Annotated in this window: 12 protein-coding genes and 4 pseudogenes; 9 read left to right on the forward strand and 7 right to left on the reverse strand. The window is 57.1% G+C overall.

Translation table 11 applies throughout. From position 1 onward, the window contains the following. Positions 1 to 2 precede the first annotated feature (2 nt). From queD to CN311_RS02680, 4 genes are all read right to left on the reverse strand, one after another. Positions 3 to 356, reverse strand: a complete 354-nt coding sequence (gene queD / locus CN311_RS02660; protein WP_097571880.1) for a 6-carboxytetrahydropterin synthase QueD — start codon at positions 354 to 356, stop codon at positions 3 to 5. Beyond that, positions 353 to 988 (reverse strand): 7-carboxy-7-deazaguanine synthase, encoded by a 636-nt coding sequence (gene queE / locus CN311_RS02665; RefSeq protein ID WP_097571881.1) that lies wholly within the window; start codon positions 986 to 988, stop codon positions 353 to 355. Before queE ends, queD begins: the two co-directional genes overlap by 4 nt. A gap of 236 nt (positions 989 to 1,224) precedes the next feature. Continuing rightward, complete coding sequence (locus CN311_RS02675) at positions 1,225 to 1,686, reverse strand: iron-sulfur cluster assembly scaffold protein (RefSeq protein ID WP_097571904.1); 462 nt, start codon at positions 1,684 to 1,686, stop codon at positions 1,225 to 1,227. A gap of 26 nt (positions 1,687 to 1,712) precedes the next feature. After that, positions 1,713 to 2,033: a HesB/IscA family protein gene (locus CN311_RS02680; RefSeq protein ID WP_097571883.1), complete on the reverse strand. Its 321-nt coding sequence runs from the start codon at positions 2,031 to 2,033 to the stop codon at positions 1,713 to 1,715. Between the two features lie 301 nt (positions 2,034 to 2,334). Between CN311_RS02680 and CN311_RS02685 the strand changes: the two are divergent. The 5 genes and pseudogenes from CN311_RS02685 to CN311_RS02705 form a co-directional block, all read left to right on the forward strand. Beyond that, a pseudogene (locus tag CN311_RS02685) lies at positions 2,335 to 2,992 on the forward strand (ISAs1 family transposase); the annotation flags it as partial. Positions 2,993 to 3,708: 716 nt separating this feature from the next. After that, the gene (locus CN311_RS02690; protein WP_097571884.1) at positions 3,709 to 4,758 is read left to right on the forward strand and encodes a GHMP family kinase ATP-binding protein; all 1,050 of its coding nucleotides are present in this window, start codon (positions 3,709 to 3,711) and stop codon (positions 4,756 to 4,758) included. A gap of 10 nt (positions 4,759 to 4,768) precedes the next feature. Beyond that, positions 4,769 to 5,824, forward strand: a complete 1,056-nt coding sequence (locus tag CN311_RS02695; RefSeq protein WP_097571885.1) for a cysteine synthase family protein — start codon at positions 4,769 to 4,771, stop codon at positions 5,822 to 5,824. Continuing rightward, positions 5,824 to 8,523: a lyase family protein gene (locus CN311_RS02700; RefSeq protein ID WP_097571886.1), complete on the forward strand. Its 2,700-nt coding sequence runs from the start codon at positions 5,824 to 5,826 to the stop codon at positions 8,521 to 8,523. The genes CN311_RS02695 and CN311_RS02700 overlap by 1 nt, the downstream gene beginning before the upstream one ends. Before the next feature lie 406 nt (positions 8,524 to 8,929). Further along, positions 8,930 to 9,268: an Lrp/AsnC ligand binding domain-containing protein gene (locus CN311_RS02705; protein WP_097571887.1), complete on the forward strand. Its 339-nt coding sequence runs from the start codon at positions 8,930 to 8,932 to the stop codon at positions 9,266 to 9,268. A 155-nt stretch (positions 9,269 to 9,423) separates the two neighbouring features. Here the strand turns inward: CN311_RS02705 and CN311_RS02710 are convergent, their stop codons facing one another. Further along, on the reverse strand, positions 9,424 to 9,915 hold the full coding sequence (locus CN311_RS02710; RefSeq protein ID WP_097571888.1) for a GNAT family N-acetyltransferase: 492 nt from the start codon (positions 9,913 to 9,915) through the stop codon (positions 9,424 to 9,426). A gap of 246 nt (positions 9,916 to 10,161) precedes the next feature. On the opposite strand from CN311_RS02710, the gene CN311_RS02715 reads away from it, so the two are divergent. Continuing rightward, complete coding sequence (locus CN311_RS02715; RefSeq protein WP_133117121.1) at positions 10,162 to 10,581, forward strand: hypothetical protein; 420 nt, start codon at positions 10,162 to 10,164, stop codon at positions 10,579 to 10,581. A 14-nt stretch (positions 10,582 to 10,595) separates the two neighbouring features. On the opposite strand, the pseudogene istB reads toward CN311_RS02715, so the two are convergent. Next, positions 10,596 to 11,327: pseudogene (gene istB / locus CN311_RS02720) on the reverse strand (IS21-like element helper ATPase IstB). After that, a pseudogene (locus CN311_RS02725) lies at positions 11,260 to 11,580 on the reverse strand (IS21 family transposase); the annotation flags it as partial. The pseudogenes istB and CN311_RS02725, both read right to left, overlap by 68 nt. A gap of 93 nt (positions 11,581 to 11,673) precedes the next feature. On the opposite strand from CN311_RS02725, the pseudogene CN311_RS33790 reads away from it, so the two are divergent. The 3 genes and pseudogenes from CN311_RS33790 to CN311_RS02740 form a co-directional block, all read left to right on the forward strand. Continuing rightward, positions 11,674 to 11,869: pseudogene (locus CN311_RS33790) on the forward strand (hypothetical protein); the annotation flags it as partial. Between the two features lie 381 nt (positions 11,870 to 12,250). Next, a complete protein-coding gene (locus tag CN311_RS02730; RefSeq protein ID WP_097571890.1) occupies positions 12,251 to 18,025 on the forward strand; it encodes a type I polyketide synthase in 5,775 nt (1,924 codons plus the stop codon). 1,044 nt (positions 18,026 to 19,069) lie between these two features. Further along, entirely contained in the window at positions 19,070 to 19,843 is a 774-nt protein-coding gene (locus CN311_RS02740; protein WP_097571891.1) for an SDR family oxidoreductase, read from the forward strand. Positions 19,844 to 20,207 lie beyond the last annotated feature (364 nt).

Here is a 20,207-nt window from a genome sequence, read left to right on the forward strand (position 1 = left end):
GGTCAACCCTCGTATTCAGCCCAGCACAGCGGTGTCTCGTAGACTGTTGCCGAGCACATTTGGCCAAGAAGCGGCTTGGTTTGGTTCCAGATCCAGACCGCAATGTTTTCCGCGGTCGGATTTTCGAGACCCTCAATCTGATTCAGACACTGATGGTCGAGACGTTGCAGAAGCGGTCCGAACACAGCCTCGACATCGAAGAAATCGATGACAAAGCCCGTGTCTGGATCGACGGGCCCTTCCAGACGCAGTTCCACCCGGTATGAGTGGCCGTGCATGCGGTGACAGCGGTGGGTCTCTGGCACGCGCGGAAGACAGTGCGCGGCCTCGAAGGTGAAAGCTTGCGTGATTTTCATGGGATCCCGAGAAGTTTGTGGGTTTGAAGGCTCAAGCGCCAACGTGGGTTGGCAAGACAATAGGCCACTGCGGCGGCCGTATTCGCCTCGCGCTCGGGCCCATCCATCGGCTGAAGCAAAAGGTGCTCAAACGCGAGAACTTCGAAATGTTCAGGCTCCGCGCCAATCTGAGGATATACAAGCTTTAGCTCGTCCCCTGCCATGACCACGAGGCGTGCATTGCATTTCGGACTGACGCACAGCCAGTCGATGCCGGCGGGTGTAGGGATGGTACCGTTGGTCTCCACGGCAATTTCAAACGCCAAGGAATGCAGCGCTTCCAGGAGTTCTTCATCGATCTGGAGGAGGGGTTCCCCTCCGGTGAGCACGACAAGACGCTGCCCAGCTCCCGACCCGCGCCAGGCTTGTTCGATCGCCAACGCAAGCTGCCGTGCGGTGTCAAAATGTCCGCCACCGGGGCCATCTACCCCAACGAAATCGGTGTCGCAAAATCCGCAGAATGCTTTTGCCCGGTCGCCTTCACGTCCCGACCAAAGGTTACAGCCGGCGAAACGACAAAATACGGCGGCCCGCCCGGCATTTCGTCCTTCACCTTGAAGGGTGTAGACGATTTCCTTGACCGCATATGACATTGCTTAAGCGGCCTTCGAGCGAGCAAAGGAGCATCTATGCTGGCTTACGAGACGCGGCAAAAGGTGGGAAATGTCCCACTGCACGTTCTGCAGCGCGTTCCACCGTCGAGGCTCGTTGCCGAAAACCCACTCGCCCGAACTCCACGCAGAACTAGGTTTCTGCGAGCGGAGGCTGCGGGGAAGGGCATCTGGCTCCTCGAAGCCTATCACCACGGGAAACCCCTTGATCACGCCGCTCATGCCGATGGTGCCTTTGCGAGGACCAGGCGTGAGAATCCTGGCGTCTCCTCGAAAGCCTGCCTTACAGCACGGAAGAACTCGCTCATCAGCCGCAAGCCGCGCTCCAGGATGAGGCGGTCGAGCGATGAGCAGGTCGTGTGCGGCGGCAGGGCGCCGAGAAAATCCGCCATATCCTGATCGGTGATCTGAACGGCTTCATCGATGGTCTTACCGAGGATGAATTCGGTAAACGCCGAGGAAGCGGTTATGGCCGAGCCGCGGCCGAAGGTCTGGAACGTTGCGGCGGTGATCGTCTGCGTCTTACGGTCGAAACCCATCGTCAATTTAAGCCCATCGCCGCAGGCGACGGCGCCGACCTCGCCGGCCGCATTGGGAGTTTCCAAAGCGCCGACATTGTTCGGGTTGATGAAATAGAGCTTGTCGCTGAAGAGGTAGACGTTGTCGGTATTATCCCGCACGGCGCCAATCCTTGTCGTGATGGCGGCTAGCCGAAGGACTTGCCGCAGGCGCATTTGTCCCGCGCATTGGGATTGTCGAAGACAAAGCCCGAGGACTCCAGGCCCGTGACGAAGTCAACGGTCGTGCCGGCGAGATGGGGCTGGGAGCTTGCGTCGAGGAACACCTTGACCCCGTCCGTCTCCATAACGGCATCCCCCTCGCGCGAGACGCTTTCCAGACCCATCAGGTATTGGAGGCCGGCGCAGCCGCCCGCCTCGACCATGATACGAAAGCCTTCCGCCGGCTCGTCGGCGCGGGAAAGCGCGGCCTTGACGGCGGCGACGGCGTTTTCAGTGAGTGTGATCATGGGACTATTTTCTAGCTGATGCGTTCGCAAGCCACGCTGCACAGAGCGTGCCAGAGAGGAAGATTGGATTAAAACACCGGGTTAGCGGATTTGGCGCCCTGTCTCACATCCAACAATTGTCGGATGTCGGACAGAGTGAAACCTTGCGTACAGAAAGCGGCATTGGACACATCGCTAGTGTCGATGAGCCAGCGTTTTCGATCAGGTGGGGATGTTGAGGAGCGTAATGGGCGGCAACTCTTTCGTCGCACAATTCTTCGCGTTAAAAATCTGGGATCGCGACAGAACCGAAATTAGTCCGAGCGCGATCCCGGTGCTGGCGGCACTTGATGGCCTCAAGGGCGCGATCGTCTCGATCGACGCCATCGCCATCAATGCCGCCATCGCCAACGTCATCAGGGATGCCGGCGCCGACTACCTGTTCGCCGTCAAGGCGAACCAGCCGACGCTGCGAGCCGAGATCGAGCGCTATTTCGACGACGCTCCCGCCGATCGTCTCGACAGCTTCGGCGATCTCGACAAGGCCCATGGCCGCATCAAGGAGCGCACTGTCACCGTTAGTCGCGAGGCCGGCTGGCTCGAAGGCCAGCGTCGCTTTCCCGGCGAACTGCGCCTGCCAGGCGCCACAACCATCGTGCGCGTCAACTCGCGCACCGGACTGAAGGATAGAAGCCGCTTCGACTCGCGATACTTTATCGCCCCGCCGCGTTGACGGCCGAACGGGCCGCTTACGCCGTGCGCGGCCACTGGCTGGTCGAGAACGCTCTCACTGGACCCTCGACGTCGTCTTCAACGTCGATCGGTCGCGGCTCAGAAAAGGCCATGGCGCCATCAACATGCCTATTGTGCGCCACCTCGTCAGAGCTGTCGGCGACAAGCACTCCATCAAACTCAGACGAAAAGAGGCCGGCCGAAGCACTGACTACCTTGCCTCAATTATCGGCGAGCTTCACCGTTAACCTGGATTCGTAGCCCTGCGTTGAGCCCTGCCCTGCTGGGCGCCTCGCCTGCGGGATCGCACGCACGAGCCGTAGGCATGAGGATTGCAGCAAATGACACCAACACCACACGGCCGGGGGGGCTCCGGGAACCGCGCGGTGCCCGCTTGTGCAACGTTTTCGCTTGCGCCTGCTGCGGGCTCAATCCATGCGCTCGCCGTGAGACATTCGCGCTGGCGCCATCGCTTCCTCCAGAGTCCGCGCCTTTCGATTCACCGGCCCGCGCCGGCTCAGCTAGGGCGTTCAGCCGATAGGCTACACCTTCGGCTGAACGCAAAGCTTCCAAGTCCGGACTTGGGTGGAGATTGCAAACCAATCTCCAGCGAAAATCATCGCGAAGTGTCCCGTCCAACATTGGTCTGATTGGCGGTTACCGCAAAGCAGGATCACTAACTGGTTAAACTGACGGCCCTCCAATATCGAACACCACCGAAATTCGCTGAGACGCTCCACGCGACGCTGCCGGTGACCAACAGTGCAACAGATATTTCAAGTAATTTCACAGAATCTTTACGATCTAAAATTGCTGACAATGCTACGTTCACCAAAAGTCGGAGGTCATGGCACCATATCTACTTCCAAATATCCCAAATTAAATGCGAGCCCATCTTCCGATGATTTCGATCTCACCTTCGTAACAGAAAATCGCACGTCAATGTATCTGACGGGGAAGTGATATGGCGATCCAAAACTCCACCCATCCCATCGGCCCCAACGGGGCGAGCATGCCGACTAGGGAACTTCTCGAAGCGGCCGCCGATGAAGTTTGGAGGCCTTACATGTATCACCAGACGTTCGATGGCGCAGATGCGGCTCAGACTATCGCCGAGGACGGGCAGCAGCCAAGTGTTCATTCTAGCGGTGCTCTTTGCTGCGGTACATTCGGCGAGTTGCTGCAAGGTCAGTTGCCGGTCGGCTCCGTTCCTCGGGACCCTCACTTCTTGGTCACGATGCCCATAGCGCTCTTTGCGCGAGCTCACTTCATGCCGATTGCAGGCACACGATCTGTAACCGTTTATCCGTCGCATAAAGCGAAAGCAAAACGACTGGCTGAGAGTCTCGTAATTGCGCTCGGCGCCTCAGGAGGAACCCTCCTTTTGCAATCTGAGCTCCCGGAAGGCAAAGGGCTGGCGAGTTCGTCCGCGGATCTTGTTGCGGCTGCACGGTCAATCGCCTGCTGCTTCAAGCTTAAAGTCCGGACGTCATTGATCGAGAAGCTGATGGCGGAGATCGAGCCATCCGACGGGGTGATGTACCCAGGCGTGGTCGCATATCAGCAGCGAGCATGTAGCCTTCTCTCCTTCCTTGGGCAAATGCCGCCGCTTGCAATCGTAGGTATCGATGAAGGAGGGACGGTCGAAACCGTCGACTATGATCAACGGCGAGGTGAAATCTCCGCCAGTCACAGAGCAGAATATGGCCAATTACTCGACCGCGCACGGATGGCAATTCGGCAGGGTGACACGGCCACGATCGGCAGAATAGCTACGGCCAGCGCGCTCTTGCATCAGGAGCGAGCTCCAAAGAAGCATATGAACTCAATGCTGAAAGCATCCGAGGCCGCTGGCGCTCTCGGGGTCATAGTCGCGCACAGCGGCACAATGGTTGGAATCCTGCTTGACCGAATGGCGGCTGACTTTCCACAGAAGCTCCAGTCCGTGCTCGCCCAAGTATCGCCGTTCGACGACTCGCCAAAAATATATCTGACCATGACTGGCAGCCACTGAGGTGAGGAATATGGACGCTATTCGCAAACGCCTGCCATTCTCCGGCTATTCTGATGCCTATGCTCTCCCCAGCATTATTAGGTGTGAGACGAATCTCTATCTTGCGCAGTTCGCGTTCATGAAGCTTCTCCCTGCAAAGTACATCATTGAGCAAGCGCTGGCTCGAGGAACTTTGACGCGCGGCACGAAAGTTCTCGAGACCTCGAGCGGAACCTTCGCGCTGGGCTTGGCCGTAGTTTGCCGGGAAGGTGGATTTCAACTCGAAATCTTCACAGACCCAGTGATGGACAAAGGCCTGGAAAACAGGTTGAGGTCCTTGGGAGCCGAAGTCTTCATAATAACTGAAAAGGCGAAGCAGGGTGGCTATCAAAGAAGCCGCCTCGACGCATTACACGCCAGGATGAGACTGTTGGGCCACTCCTGTTTCTGGCCCCGGCAATACGAAACACCCGACAACCCCGCAGCCTATGAGCCCTTTGCCGATCAGATATCAGGGATGTTGGACGCCGACGTAACTCTGGTCGGTTCTGTGGGGTCAGGCGGCTCTACTTGCGGAACGATAGAGCGCCTCCGCCAAAAAGCCCCTGGCGCGCGCCTGATTGGAGTGGACACCTTCAACAGCGTCATTTTTGGCCAACAGGACGGCGAACGGAAATTGCGGGGGCTTGGGAACAGTCTTGTCCCCAAGAACGTGAAGCATGAACTCTATGACGAGGTGCATCTCCTCTCGGCTCCGCTCGCATTTGCTGCAACGCAAAGCCTCCACGAGCGGCACGCCGTTTTCGCCGGTCCGACCTCGGGAGCGAGCTACATCGTTGGGCGTTGGCGCGCTCGACAGTATACAGGAGAGACCGTAGTCGTCATATGTCCTGATGAAGGCCACCGCTACGTTGAAGCTGTTTACGACCGCGACTGGCTCGAGCAGAACGCATGTCTACATGAAGGTGTTCTGCTAGACGCGCCGGTAACCGAAAATCACCCTTCGACCGCTCTCCCGCCATGGAACCGATATCTTTGGAAGCGGAAAAGCCGGGAAGCTGTCCTGAGCCTTTTGGAGGAAGTTTGATGAACAGAGGTAGCTTCCTTTTCGTGGAAAGCAACACGACTGGCACCGGCGAACTATTGATGAAGCGGGCCCGACTCCTGGGTTTTGAGACCTACCTCGTTACGCGCAATCCTGCGCGCTATCCCTTTCTTAAGGACTCGGTCGCTCAAGTGATCGAAGCTGAAACGCGCAGTCTGGACGAACTCGTCGGGGTCGCTGCCAAATTAAGAGGCTTGGCAGGTATATACTCGTCGTCGGATTATTTTGTGGAAGCAGCGTCAAGTGCCGCGACGGAGATGGGGCTACCAGCAGCGAATTCGGAGGCTATAGCCACATGCCGGAACAAATGGAGGCAAGCGGCCGAGTTACAGCGACAATCAATCACGATCCCTGAAACACGGCTGGCCACTACCGTCAGAGATGTCGAGAATATTCTTGCGCAAGCTACTCTGCCGGTGGTCGTCAAACCGGTGTCCGGAAGTGGTAGTAGCGGCGTGAGGTTGTGCGAAAGTGCCGCAGCCGCCATCAAGGCGTTTGAGAGCGCAAGGGGCTCACTCCTCGATCAAGTAGATTTGCCAAGTCCCGACATCCTCATCCAGCAGTATGTCGAGGGTAAGGAATACTCTGCAGAGATAATTGCGTACGATGGTACGCTGCATTGTCTTGGAATTCTTGCCAAGCACAAAGGGCCGGCTCCCTGCTTCGTCGAGGTGGGGCACGACTTCCCGGCACCGCTACCGGAGCCATCTCAACGGGAATTGGCCTCTTTTGCCGCAGGCGCGGTGTCGGCGCTGGGCCTGAATTTCGGACCGGCTCATGTAGAGTTCGTGATGGCGGAGTCAGGCCCCGTCATCATCGAGGTCAACCCCAGGCTGGCTGGAGGGATGATTCCAGTCATGCTCTCCCATGCCCTGGGAACGTCAATCCTTGACACGGTGATTAGACTTTACGCGGGAGAAGGTTTCACGCCTCCACGCGTGAGCACAAGGGCGGGAGCCATCCGTTTCCAACTCGTTCATAAATCCGGCAAGCTTAAACGCCTGGGCTTTTCTCGAAATCCAGACCCGACAGTGCCGGAGGCGGGCCTCCTAAAATCTGAGGGGGAGGAAGTTGAAATAAATGGCGACTTCAGAGACCGCGTCGCCTACGCGATAGGCGTCTCTGATGAACTCAATGCGGCCGCGGCGGCAGCTCAACGGATGATCAATTCCATTGTAATCGATATCGAGGCGGCTCCTAGCGAGGCGGACAACAAGCACGTCGCTGGGTCAACCGAAGGTACGTGGAACCTACATCCCGAAGCGATGAAGTTGCTCGCTCCGCCTATCGAACTTTCGCGCGACGGCCGCCTTTTGCAGTACCAGACGGCCATAGACGAAGCACATCTAGTGATGCTCACTGATGAGGGCTTGATCAGCCAAACAGCCGCTGCCGACCTCCTCAAGCACATCTTGGACCTCCAGGACGAGGGCTTTCAGTCTTTAGAGGGCCGTGATGCGCCGCGTGGTCTCTATCTTGCTTATGAGGCCGAACTTGCCGCCAGAGCTGGCACAGAAAAGGCCGGCTGGCTGCACCTTGCGAGGTCCCGCAACGACTTGAACGCGACCATTTCTCTCCTGGCTCTCCGGGAGGCCGCGTGTTCCATCTCCCAACAGATTGAAATTGCACAAGATGCCCTGCTGCAGCGAGCGGAAGAGGCATCGAGACTAGTGGCTCCGCTCTACAGTCAATACCAGATCGCACTCCCCGGATCGCCAGGGCACTACTTGCTTGGCGTCTTCTTCGCTCTGGGGCGCGAACGCCAGCGCCTCCATAGCCTGCTGGAAGACATCAGGAACTGCCCTATGGGAGCTGGTGCCGGCGGAGGCACCAGTATGCCGATTGATCCTTTGAAAACCGCAAGTCTTCTAGGATTTGAAGAGCCGTCGTTCAACTCACTTGACGCGGTCGCGAGCCGAGACCATCACCTGCACGCACTTTCAATCTTTGCTAGCATCTCAACCTTGCTCAGCCGTGTGGCCCAGGATCTGCAGGTCTGGACGACTCGTGAGTTCGCTCTTATTGACATTCCTCGAAATCTTGCCGGAGGCTCGTCCATGCTGCCGCAAAAGAAGAACCCGTTCCTACTTGAACACATCAAGGGGTCGGGAAGCACCGTAATTGGCGCATACGTTTCTGCGGCAACTGCTACCTGCAAAGCACCTTTCAGCAACTCGATCGAGACAAGCAACTACGGCTGCTCTCCTCTCAGGCTTTCAGAGGAGGCCCTGAAAAGGGCTATCATCCTCACATCGCTTATCGTGAAATACATGTCGTTCAACGTGCAGTCGATGCGTGAAAATCTGGAAGACGGGTCATCAATGACGGCCGTCGCCGCCGAACGGATGGCGTCGCGAGGCATGCCTTTCAGGAAGGCCCACACACGAATTGGCGAGATCACCAGGCGCTTGTCTCTGGATAGCAGCGTCGCGGAGCGCCGAAGCGAGTTGGCCAGCCAATTCGCTGGCGAATTACCAGCGAGCCTTGAAGAGTGCAGAGATGCTCTGCAGTTCGGAGGAGGACCCGGAAAAAGCTCAACCGATGACCAGCTTTCCGTAGCAAAAACGCATTTTCGGGACATGCAGCTGACATGCGCCGCGATATCGGAACGTTGGGAGCACGCTAAGGTGCACCGCAAAGGGAGGGTGAAAGAGTTCATCGATAAACACCGATCCACTTGAAGGAGTGGAGTATGTGGACAAAGTCTCGCGGGTTTCTGGGGGCCGGACAGGGATTGCGAACCGACCTGATCGTATCGGGATTGAAAGACGCCGCTGACTTGGCGTGAAGAGAGGATCGCGCGTGTCGGTTCGTAGACAGGTTGCGGGGTCCAGGTCCCTCCCATGTTTCAAGTCAACGGTTCTCGGGACTGTCAGCAATTTTGTGCGCGAGGCCGGTTTCGTCATAGCTGACGAACCTTACGACGAAAGCGACGGCGACGGGTCCTGGCCTCGAACCATCCGCGCGGTGGTCATTTTCACTCTCCGGCACGTGGTTCAGAGCCAGAGATAGCAGCCTCCGACGTGACTACTATCAGGGCGCAGAATTTGTACCGAGAGCCAAGTATATCAGGAGAGTGCCTAGTAGATGATCCAGGCAGGCAAAACGGGGCTCGACGATTTCATGTCCATCTCAGACGAGAGACCGATTGGGTGTCCTCAGACGGTCATCGTGGAGGTGACGGCTAAAAGCGGAAAACTGGATTTGCTCGACGGGATGAAAAGACGGTTCCTGAACTGCCCTCAGGTGCAGCAATGCTACCACGTTACCGGAGAGGCAGACTTCATCCTCCTAATTAATACCAGAGACATGGGGGAGTATACGTCTCTTACAAGACAATTATTTTTCAAGGAAGGAAACGTGAAGAGCTTCCGAACTTGCGTCATTATGGAAGAGGTTAAGTCGGTGGGGCCAATCCCGCTTTAGCCATCGCTATTCCGCGGCCTCGACTTTAGCTTCGCTGCTTCACGCTCGGGGGGCACTGGGTCAGTTGGAGAGTGTAAACGGGGAATAGCATGAACTATTTGACCGGTGCGATGATCGGGCAACAGCCGACAAAGGAAGTCACAATAATCACAACTTCAGACGGACTTTATCTTGCGTTCAAGAACATTCTGAAAACCAAACTTTTTGTCGTAGTAAGTAGCGCTGGTGTCAGAAAACCCAGATGTCATATAAAAATGTCTAGCCCTTACATTATCTTCTTCAACGGTAAGCATGAGGCGCCTGACCGATGGGCGGTTTGTCGAAATCCATTGAGAGACAAGTCTGGAAGCCGCTTTTCCATATCCGTTACCTTGGTATCCCCGCCCCACACGAAAGCTGTGCAAGGTAATCACGCCTGGCGGGGCCCATTCAGGCAAGGCCGCTTTTTCACGCAGGACAAAGAAGCCAACGATCTGATGGCTGACAACGACTGAAAATGCGTGCTCCAGGTCGGGGCGCGCGTTACCTTGAAGCTCGGAGAACACAAAATCCAATGAATCGACAAACTGTTCTTGCTCGGGCTCGAGCTTTAAGTGGGCAACGTGAGCTCGATCAAAATGAGATAAAGTCTTCAGCGTCGCATGCATGTGAGCTAGATCTCCCTATCGGCAGTTGTAGCCTTTGATGAAGCACGAATGGATTAGCTCAACCGCCACCTGAATGTTGGTGGGCAGCTCCCTACTCCAAGGGGATGGGAGCAAAAGTCGTGCCACCGAGCAGAAATAACGTCGTCGATTTTACGGGCCATGATTCAAGGGCATGAGAGTGAAGTTAGAGGACGTACATCGAAGACAGTGTCGCGGACGCGACAGACGTCAGGCCTTCCTTTTTATGTGCTGGACGTGTTGCGCATTGATGAGATTGGCCGGCCGCCCTCGCCCTCGCCCAACTGGTTTTTTCCTACAGCATCACCGATACACCTCTTCCGGATGGATCCTGATCCAGCCGGCGCCATCACCGTGGTCATCACGCATGAGGTCAAGGCCGGTGAATTCGGAGCGGCGCATGTCAGGCCCGCGTTTGAGATCACCGGCAGCGCAGGCGCCGGCCTAGAGGCCGACGACCTGGCTCGGCGGCGGCAGCGAATCGTACCATTCACGGCGGCTTTGAAAGCAAATGTCAATGACCACGGAATCGGGACCCTGTTTTTTCGCGCAAAAGGGACCCCGGCTTTCGGTGTTGAGAGGCACGCCGGTAAGCGCCCGATCAGGCGAAGCTGGTCGGGGTTGCACAGCCTGATCGGGCGCGACTGATTGGCTTTTGGACTTCAGCTTTGAGAGCGGCTCTTGAAGCGCCAGGATTCGTTGCCAGTCTCGGCGATCTCGCAGTGATGGGTGAGGCGGTCGAGCAGCGCGGTTGTCATCTTGGCGTCGCCGAAGACGCTCGGCCATTCCCCGAAGGCGAGATTGGTGGTGATGATGACACTGGTGCGTTCGTTAAGCTTTGAGACCGGATGGAAGAGCAACTGCCCGCCGGCCTGGGCGAAGGGAAGATAGCCGAGTTCATCGAAGACGACGAAGTCGAGTCGGGTAAGATGATCGGCAATGCGGCCCTGCCGGCCGGCACGGTCTCGGTCTCGAGCCTGTTGACGAGGTCGACAACGTTGAAGAAGCGCCCGCGTGGGCCGTTGCGGATGAGAGAACGGGCAATGGCGATCGCCAGGTGCGACTTGCCGGTGCCTGTCCCGCCGACCAGGACGACATTGCGCTGATCGGCGACGAAGGCGCCGGCGGCGAGGTCGCGGATCAGGCTCTCGTTGACCGGCGCGCCGGCAAAATCGAAGTCCTCGATATCCTTGGCCAGCGGAAGGTTGTACGGTGAGCTGGTACTTGATGGAGCGGGCCTGCTTCTCCGATATCTCGGCCTGCAACAGATCGCCGACGATCTTCGGCGGTTCGTGCTGCCGCTTAATGGCGACGCCCATGATCTCGTCATAGGCCGCGCGCATCCCGAAGAGTTTCAGCGCCCCCATCAGTTCCAGTACTTCGGTGCGTTCCATGGCTGTTCGTCCTCCTGAGGCTGTCATAGCGGGCGCAGTCGGCGATCGGCTCGTGAGCGAGCTTCAGCGCCTGTGGAATGGAAAGGATCGTGCCCGGCGCCGGATCGCGGCTGCGGGCCAGGATGTTGAGGAAACCGGCCCACGAGACGCCGTGCTCGATGGCTTCCTGACAGGCGGCCTCGACCGAGCTCAATCCGTCGGTCAGCACGCAGGTGAGGATCGACACCATCTGCCGGTCCCCGTCACATCTCCCTTCCACATGTTCGATGGTCGGAGGAGATCATCACGGTGAATTCCCCAGCGCCGAATATGTCCGGCGAATCTCCTTGCCGTCATAGCTGGCAGGGGCATCGAAGCCGGAATATCGTGCTTGAAGCGCGCCTACGGCCTGGCGCGCTGTACCTGGCGTGGCCTTGATCACTTCAAGACTTACGTGGTCCTCGGTCGTGGCTACAACCTCGTCCGCCCCAAGCGACCTGACGCACCCGGCATCGCAGTTGCATCGCTCCGGCTATTTGTCGGCCCTCGTGGCGTGCGCCTGATCGTGCCAATGACACCAGTCTGTCGACAGTCAGCGCCATGATCCTATCCATGCCGTCGTCAAGGCCAATCGGCAGGGTGTAACTCTTTGTAAACGCTACGAATGCGCACGTTTGTGGACGGAAACTAATCTAGGCACAGATGGTCTGGAGCAAGCATGAAATCGATCGAGAGTGATTCAAAACAATGTCAGCAGACGGAATGTCCTAGCATAATTGTTAAACGAAAATCTCGGCTTCTCTCCAAAAATATTACGAAACATTACGAACATTAAGAATTTTGTTAAAATAGCTTTACTAGTCGTAAAGTAAAATTCTTAAACATATCTTTTTATCGTGGCGCACTTATGGTATTTATGAAGTTAGCAAATGGAGTAGTTTGAGATGGAACAAATTTCTTGTAAAGACAACGCGTTGCTTAGAGTTTTAAAGAGCTCACTTGAGGTGTCGTATAGGATAATCTGTTTCCCGCACGGGGGCGGGGGCGTCCAGTCGTTCCGTAATTGGCCGGACTATATCCCCGAGGACGTTGAACTTATTTGCCTCGATCTGCCCGGGCGTGGCAAACGGTCAAGTGAGGCTGCCATCCGCAGCATGGACGTACTGGTATCCATGGTCACTGAGGCGCTCCAAGCGTACAGCGACAGACCCTTTATTTTCTTCGGCCACAGCATGGGAGCCCTCGTGGCTTATGAGGTTGCCCGCTCTCTGGAGAAGGCCGGTCGGCCATCTCCCTTCCATGTTGTCGTGTCTGCTCACCCGTCGGCCGACCTGCCTCCGGAAGAGCCGCCGATGTATACCTACGCGGATGATAAGTTAGCCAATGTGGTTCGCACCCTTGGCCTGGTCCCCAAGAAGGCGCTGGCAAACGAGAAACTGCTACTGGATTTCATTTTGCCGCCGCTGCGGGCCGACTTCGAACTTGCGGAGACTTACGACCGAAACCTACCAACACCTCTCAAGGCGGCAATCACCGCAATGGGTGGAGTTAAGGACGAAATCAATGCCAATGATCTAGACGAATGGCGTCGGCTTACTACGTCGCGCTTTGCCCGGATTATGTTTGATGGCGATCACTTTTTCACCCATTCTCTTACGGAGGAGGTGGTGTCTAGCCTTATGCGCGAGATCAGCGAGGTGAAGGGGCAGCTTTCGGGTTCCATCCAACACGGCGAGGCAGTCCCCTACAATGATCTCACACTGCATGAGCAATTCCGCAAACAAGCGGCTTTAACCCCCGACAGTCCTGCGATCGTTTCAGAGGCTGCGACCATCACATATCGTGAACTCGATGAGCTGAGCGAGACTCTATCCGGACATCTCCTCGGACATGGTCAAAGCCGAGGTTCGCGCATCGGTATCCTGATGGATACTTCCCCTGAATATGCCGTTGGGCTGATCGGTATCCTTAAGACAGGGGCGGCCTACGTCCTGCTTGACAAAGCACTGCCAGTTGCTGCGGTAAAACGACTACTTGAGAAGGCAGCGGTCGAAATCGTTGTCACCAACAACCGCTTCGCGGCTAATCTTCCGCCTGACTGGTCGGGCCTTGTGCTGTCGCTCGACGAGGCTTGGCAAGCGCAACTCGGGAAGGCAAGCCCGGCCAATCCCCAAGCGGTAGATCTCGATGCCCCGGCCCTGATTGTATTTTCGTCTGGGACGACTGGTGAACCAAAAGGGGTCGTTTTACCTCACCGAAGTTCTGTGAGCGCTTACCAGTTGCGCTATCACGCGCTGCCATATGCGGCTGATGAGCGCGAGGCGGTCAATCTCTTCTTGGTCGGGGAGATAATGCGGCCGATCCTCGCCGGGATTCCAGCCTATCTTGTTCCTGACGACGTTATCTACGATCCGCCCCAGCTGGTCGACTATCTGGAACGAAATCGAATTTCGAGAATATTGCTAACCCCTTCACTGTTGGATGTGCTTCTTAGCAGCGGCTTGCTCGACGTCCCCTCCCGCCTTACCGATCTCCGATTGATCATCCTATCAGGCGAGGTGTTAACAGCAGCGCTGTTTGCGCGAGTGAGAGATGCGCTGCCGCACGTCAAGATTATCAATCACTACGGCGCAGCGGAGGCACATGACATCTCGTATATTGACCTGAGCGAGATCGATCCTGCGACAACACAGAAGGTCGTCCCGGTCGGTCCGCCTCATCACAATGTCAGTGTCTATATCCTCGGCGAGGAACGCGATCCCGTACCGCTGGGTTTCCTGGGCGAGGTCTTCGTCGGCGGCGATGTCTTGGCTCATGGATATCTCGACAGCCCGGAGATGACACGGGAAAGGTTCTTTCCCGACCCGTTCCGAGCTGGGGGCACGATGTTCCGCACCGGCGATCTTGGCCGCATGCTGCCCGGTGGCCAATTGGAGATTATCGGGCGCTGCGCTTTCATGGTGAAAATCCGAGGATACAGCGTCGTTCCAGCGTCTATAGAAGCTGCTTTGCTTCGGTACTCCAGCGTCTGCTCCGCAGCCGTTGTGCCCGAGCTCGATCCGACGACCGGCCAGCCTGATCGGCTGATCGCTTATGTAGTCTTACGGAATAGGGGCAAGGGCTGGCAGGCGGCCTTGCGGTCGCACCTGAAGTCTGAGCTGCCGCACTACGCAATTCCGTCAGAGCTCGTGTCTCTGACGGAATTGCCCATCGCGGCTAACGGGAAACTTGATCGGTCGCTCCTTCGCGGGCTCGCGCAAGAGGCGTGCGCTCCGATGACCGGTACCGACGAGGTCGAAGACGAGGTCGAAGACGAGGTCGAATCGGCACTTCGCGCGGCTTGGCGCGACGTTCTCCAGTCCGAAGCTGCTGATCCGGGCGACAACTTTTTCGACTGCGGCGGACACTCCCTTCTGGCTGCCCGTCTCTGCACGCAGCTTCGTAAGAGTCTGAAGGTGGAGCTCCGGGTAGTGGAGGTCTTCCTCAATCCAACCTTTAACGAACTCGCGGCTCTTCTCCGCAAGCCCATTCGCGGGCAGGGGCGTCCTCGAATCGCCAAGCTCCCCAAAACAGCGCCAGTCTTGTCGTGTAGCCCGCACGTGAAAGCGGTGGACCATCGACGCAGCTCCAGTATGGACATTGCGGTGATTGGCATGGCCGCGCGTTTTCCTGGTGCGGAGACTGTGGACGCGCTGTGGGAGAACCTCCGCCATGGGGTGTGCTCGATCACCTCGCTCTCCACGCAGGAACTCAAGGCCCGGGGCCTTCCGGAGGCTCTCCTGAAGCGCCCCGATTATGTGCGCGTGGGCGCCCATCTCAAGGATGTGGACCTTTTCGATCCGGATTTCTGGAAACTTTCGAGGCGTGAGGCAACGTTAATGGACCCGCAGCATCGCCTGTTTCTCGAATGCTGCTGGAAGGCACTCGAGTCGGCTGGATATGCGCCAACCCAGCATGAAGGCCGGACCGGAGTGTTCGCAGGTTCTTCTCTCCCACTCTATCTACTGCATTATTTGAAGGGCGGCGGCCTCGTCGATCCTACCAACCCACCACTCGCTTTCCTGACGGAGCTCGGCAACGAGAAGGACTACCTCGCCTCGCGCGTATCCTACATGCTGAACCTCAACGGTCCAAGCATTGCCGTGCAAACCTCATGCTCAACTGGGTTAGTGGCGGTCGCGCTCGCCGCTCAGTCGCTAGCGGCCGGCTATTGCGACATGGCGTTAGCAGGGGGCTCAAGTATCACCTTCCCTCAAGCGGGGTATCAGTTTGTCAAGGGCTACATTAATTCTTCGGACGGTGTGTGCCGAGCCTTTGATGCCAATGCCAGTGGCACGGTGCTCGGAGATGGGGTAGGGGTTGTCGTTCTCAAGCGCCTTGAAGACGCGCTTGAGGCGAATGACCCGATCCACGCGGTGGTAAAAGGATGTGCCATTAACAACGATGGCCGCGCCAAATCGTCCTTCTCGGCGCCTAGCGCGCGAGGCCAGGCTGACGTTGTGCGCCAAGCACTTGCCTCCGCGGCACTTGGCCCTGAAGATGTGGAATACATCGAAACTCATGGTACCGGCACCAAGGTCGGCGACCCGATCGAGGTCCGCGCTCTGGCAGAGGTCTTCGCGGGGCAAGCGAAAACGGGCAACGCTTGTGCGCTTGGGTCAATTAAACCCAATATCGGCCACGCAAATATCGCCTCAGGGGTGGCAAGCTTTATCAAGACAGTTCTCACCCTTCAGCATGGAGTAATCCCCGCGACAATCAATATCAACCGGCTGAACGAAGATCTCGGTCTGGAAGACACGCCCTTCTTTATCAACGAGAAGCTTAGACCTTGGCCCCGCCCGCCGGGACGGCCGCGCACTGCCGGAGTCACGGGGCTCGGCATGGGCGGAACCAACTGCCATGTCATTCTGCAGGAATGGATGGACGAGAAGGTAAGGGCCTGGCCCGGACCGGTCGATCGGGGATCCCACGCCCTGTGTCTATCTGCAAAGACCTCCTCGGCGTTAAGCCGGGCCTGCCGGAATCTAGCCGCGTTCCTGCGGCGTAACCGCGATATCGATCTTGGCGACGTCGCTCACACACTACGCGTGGCGAGATGCCAGTTCGAGCATCGAACTGTCGTTGTGGCGCGCAACTTGGACACGGCCATCAAGAGATTAGAAGAAGAGGCCGATAGTGCGGCTGATCGAATTCTTTCTTCGCCTTCGATTGCGTTCATGCTGCCGGGCGGCGGAGTGCAGCACGCAGGGATGTTCAAGGACCTATTTGATCATGTACCGGATTTTCGCCAGGCGTTCTTGACGTGTGCCGCCACCAGTCGCCAGGTCCTCGATCGTGATCTGGTGTCACTCGTGTTCGGGGGAAACGATGCATACGAGGCCGCTTCCTTTGAAGAAATCAACGTCATGATCTTCTCCGTGCAGTACGCTATGGCACATTTGCTGGAATCGTGTGGCGTGCATCCCGGTTACCTTGTCGGACACAGCATGAGCGAATACGTCGTGGCCACCCTGGCGGGCATTCTGCAACTGGACGACGCTGTAGCCTTGATGGTCGCCCGTGGTCGCGCGATGGCGAATCTTGGTGTCGACGGTGCTATGCTTGCGGTCAAACGCAGCCCGGAGGAGGCTGAACACATCCTCAGGGAGGACGCCTGGCGTGGCCGGGCTGAAGCTGGCGAGATTAGTATTGGCGTCGTGAATTCCAAAACCAGTGTCGTGTTCACCGGGAAACGGGAATTGATTGAAAGGCTGCAGGAGGGGCTCGAGAAGGCAGAAATTCCCAACCAGATCCTCAACACAGGCGGCGTCCCCAGCCACTCTCCACTAATGAAACCGGCAGCTGATATTATCGATGCACATGTCCGCACGCTCGATAAGCGAGTACCGGCTCTGGCCATCGCGCTCAATTCAGGGGGATATCTGCACGAGGCGAAAGAGCCTCTACCCGAGACCTACTGGAGCAGGCAAGCAAGTGGAACGATCCGATTCGATCGGTCTGTCGCGGCTATCGTCGCGGCCGGTGCAACTGCTCTCATTGACCTTGGCCCCTCACGCAATCTGGCGCGTTTCGCTCATGAAGCAATCAGTTCAGAGGATCGTAAGACCAGAATTCCAGCGATTATACCAGCCGCGCGCGACAGGAACGACGAGGAGTTCACCGACCGTCATGTTCTTCTGGAATGTCTTGGGAACCTCTGGGCTTTGGGTGTTTCGGTGGATTGGAAACGAGTGGGGGATCAATTGGAACCATTCGGTTCCCGCCGGCGGGTCTCGCTTCCGACATACTCGTTTGATGGTCACCGTTGCTGGCCGGAGGGTCAGCCTGCAGGCTTGACGGCTCCGCCGCAGACCGAGGAGCGAGAACGGCAACGGGAGGACGTGTTCACGACGCCAGACGAGCAGCCGGAAGAAGAGAAAAGATCTCTGCGAAAGAAAGAAGAAGTCGAAAAAGGTAAAGACAACATTTTGACTAACGGTGATCAGAGAAGCTTTTTCCTTGATGGAGTCAAGACTATTATTGGCGTTCAAGATATAGGCTGGGAAGATAACTTCTTTGATGTTGGGGGAGACAGCCTTATCGCAGCAGAGCTGCAGTCTTATTTGACGAAAAGCGACCACTGGAGGTCGCCACAATTGGATGAGATAATCAAGGCGACTACGTTCGGCGACCTGTATGACCGAATTTCCAGAAATCACGGTCACCAGTCGCAATGACCGCGAAGAGCTGGAGTATCATACCCTGCGGCGCTAACCCCCACATCCGTGAGGACGATGCGGGCGGTTGCTCTAATTGCCAATTGGAAGATGATAAGGTGAGGTGGACATTTGGTGGAGGGGCCACTCCCGGGTCAATCCGCGACACACCTTTCGGGACCGCCAAAATGAAAAAACGATAGAGCGCATCATTCTTGAGCTGTTTGATTTCAGACGCAAAGGCATCATCCATATGCTTGATCTCGTACGCCCGAGGCAAGACCGCGACGTACGGCCTTCGGCCGCGAAGGGCCCGAGCTCACCTGGGAGAGAACGGACAGAGCCGAGGACTTGCGGCGCGAGGCACGACTCGCCGCCGCGTGAAGGCCGGCTCGCTGGAGTCGGGCTTGGTGATCCAGCAGATCGGCCGCTGGCAAATACTTCGGGCAGAGCCTGTGGAACAGCGAAACGAAACCATCCTCCCTGACAGCGGACGAACTGCGACGTCTGTCGCGGAGGTCGTCTCCTCGGGGCTTTGTATCGGCTGCGGACGATGTGAGGCCGTTACGGTCGGCCTAGTCCCCTCCCACATGACAGGATATGAGGCTCCGTCCGTTAAGCGTCAACAAATTTCACTAAACAAGAAGAGAAATCTTGGCGGCTGGTCCGGGTGTCATCGCAGAGTCACGGCCCGACAATGCACCCGACACGCAGATTTGATATGGGGTTCGTATTTCTCGATGAACTACGGGTGGGCAAAACTGCGCGCAACGGCTCCTCAGCACATCGGTCCAGCCGTCCTCCAGCTCTATGCCATGACCAGGACTGTTCGCGCAAGGCAGTAGAAGTCAACCGTCGATGCTGGTGATCCGCTCGTCGCGCTTACACTTGATCAGCAGATTGAGCTCGCCGCATAAGCCGAAAATCTCAACCTACCGGAGGACTCGGCCGAATTCCATCACAATCCAGTGTGGCACCTTTGAGAAAACAACTTCAGAATCTGGTTCACAAGTTCATTGAAACCCCCTTTCGATCCCCACTCTCAATTTAACTAGGAGCAGCACAATGACCCCATCCCTCTCCCTCTCTGGTCGCCGAGCTATCGTCTCCGCTGCGACCTCCGGTATTGGTCGTGTTATTGCCGAGACACTTGCGGAAGCTGGGGCTCAGGTGGAGGTGTGCGGTGTCGATCAACTGAAGGTTGCAGAGCTAAGACAGCGCCATCCCGCCATTGGCGCGATGTGTTGTGACCTTGCCGATGCGAACGATACTGAGCGCTTCTTCGCAGCTGCGGTCGAGCGGCTCGGTGGGATCGATATCCTGATCAACAATGCCGGGATAGCAGGTCCGATCGAACCCGCTGAATCCATGACACTGGAGGCTTGGAACCGGACGTTGGCGGTCAATCTCACCAGCCATTTCGTGCTTGCCCGTCTTGCCGCTCCGCTCATGCGACAGGCCGGTGGCGGAGCTATAGTAAATATATCGTCGACCGCAGGTCTGGTGGGCAATGCGCGACGTTCACCCTACAACGCTTCAAAATGGGGCGTTATCGGACTGGCCAAGAGCCTCGCCAAGGAATTGGGTCCTTCGAAGATACGAGTCAACGTCATCTGTCCCGGCTGGGTTGAAGGCGATCGTCTAGAGCGTGTAATCGCCGGGGAAGCTGCTCAAACGGGCGTTGACCGCGAGGAGATCCGCGCCCGGTTCATGGCGAACTCGTCAATGGGGATAGGGGTGCTGCCAAATGATATCGCGGCTATGGCGCTCTTTCTTGTCTCGGATGCAGGCGAGCGTATGTCGGGACATACCTTCACGGTGGATGCCGACGCGGTGTAAGTCGTCGCGTCCGAGTCAGCAATGACTCAACATACGCAGAGCCGTTCGGTTCGCGAGGAGAACCACAGGGCAACCTAAGCAGCCGTCCTTTGCTAATTAAGGCCGAAAATCAGCGTCTCATTCTGCTGGGGCGTGCAATTTAAGGGACTGCGTTGAGGCGCAGCGACAGAGCGGTGATCGCGAATGTCGGACAAAAAACATTCCGAAAAGGAAGCATCCTAGCTGGTGAAAAATGATCGAGACACCTCGCGAGAATGGGAGTAGAATTATGAAGTTAAAATCAATCGTTGTGGCTTTCAGTCTGTTAGCGGTATTGCCCGCGTGTTGATTTCCGCCGAGAACTGACCCGGGATTAGGCGGTTTT

It is taken from the genome of Mesorhizobium sanjuanii (assembly GCF_002529485.1).
GTDB classification, from domain to species: domain Bacteria; phylum Pseudomonadota; class Alphaproteobacteria; order Rhizobiales; family Rhizobiaceae; genus Mesorhizobium; species Mesorhizobium sanjuanii.

What these genes read in the sequence shown, in the direction of transcription:
- queD (WP_097571880.1), bottom strand. Translation starts at nt 356, where the DNA reads ATGAAAATCACGCAAGCTTTCACCTTCGAGGCCGCGCACTGTCTTCCG.
- queE (WP_097571881.1), bottom strand. Translation starts at nt 988, where the DNA reads ATGTCATATGCGGTCAAGGAAATCGTCTACACCCTTCAAGGTGAAGGA.
- CN311_RS02680 (WP_097571883.1), bottom strand. Translation starts at nt 2,033, where the DNA reads ATGATCACACTCACTGAAAACGCCGTCGCCGCCGTCAAGGCCGCGCTT.
- CN311_RS02690 (WP_097571884.1), top strand. Translation starts at nt 3,709, where the DNA reads ATGGCGATCCAAAACTCCACCCATCCCATCGGCCCCAACGGGGCGAGC.
- CN311_RS02695 (WP_097571885.1), top strand. Translation starts at nt 4,769, where the DNA reads ATGGACGCTATTCGCAAACGCCTGCCATTCTCCGGCTATTCTGATGCC.
- CN311_RS02700 (WP_097571886.1), top strand. Translation starts at nt 5,824, where the DNA reads ATGAACAGAGGTAGCTTCCTTTTCGTGGAAAGCAACACGACTGGCACC.
- CN311_RS02705 (WP_097571887.1), top strand. Translation starts at nt 8,930, where the DNA reads ATGATCCAGGCAGGCAAAACGGGGCTCGACGATTTCATGTCCATCTCA.
- CN311_RS02710 (WP_097571888.1), bottom strand. Translation starts at nt 9,915, where the DNA reads ATGCATGCGACGCTGAAGACTTTATCTCATTTTGATCGAGCTCACGTT.
- CN311_RS02730 (WP_097571890.1), top strand. Translation starts at nt 12,251, where the DNA reads ATGGAACAAATTTCTTGTAAAGACAACGCGTTGCTTAGAGTTTTAAAG.
- CN311_RS02740 (WP_097571891.1), top strand. Translation starts at nt 19,070, where the DNA reads ATGACCCCATCCCTCTCCCTCTCTGGTCGCCGAGCTATCGTCTCCGCT.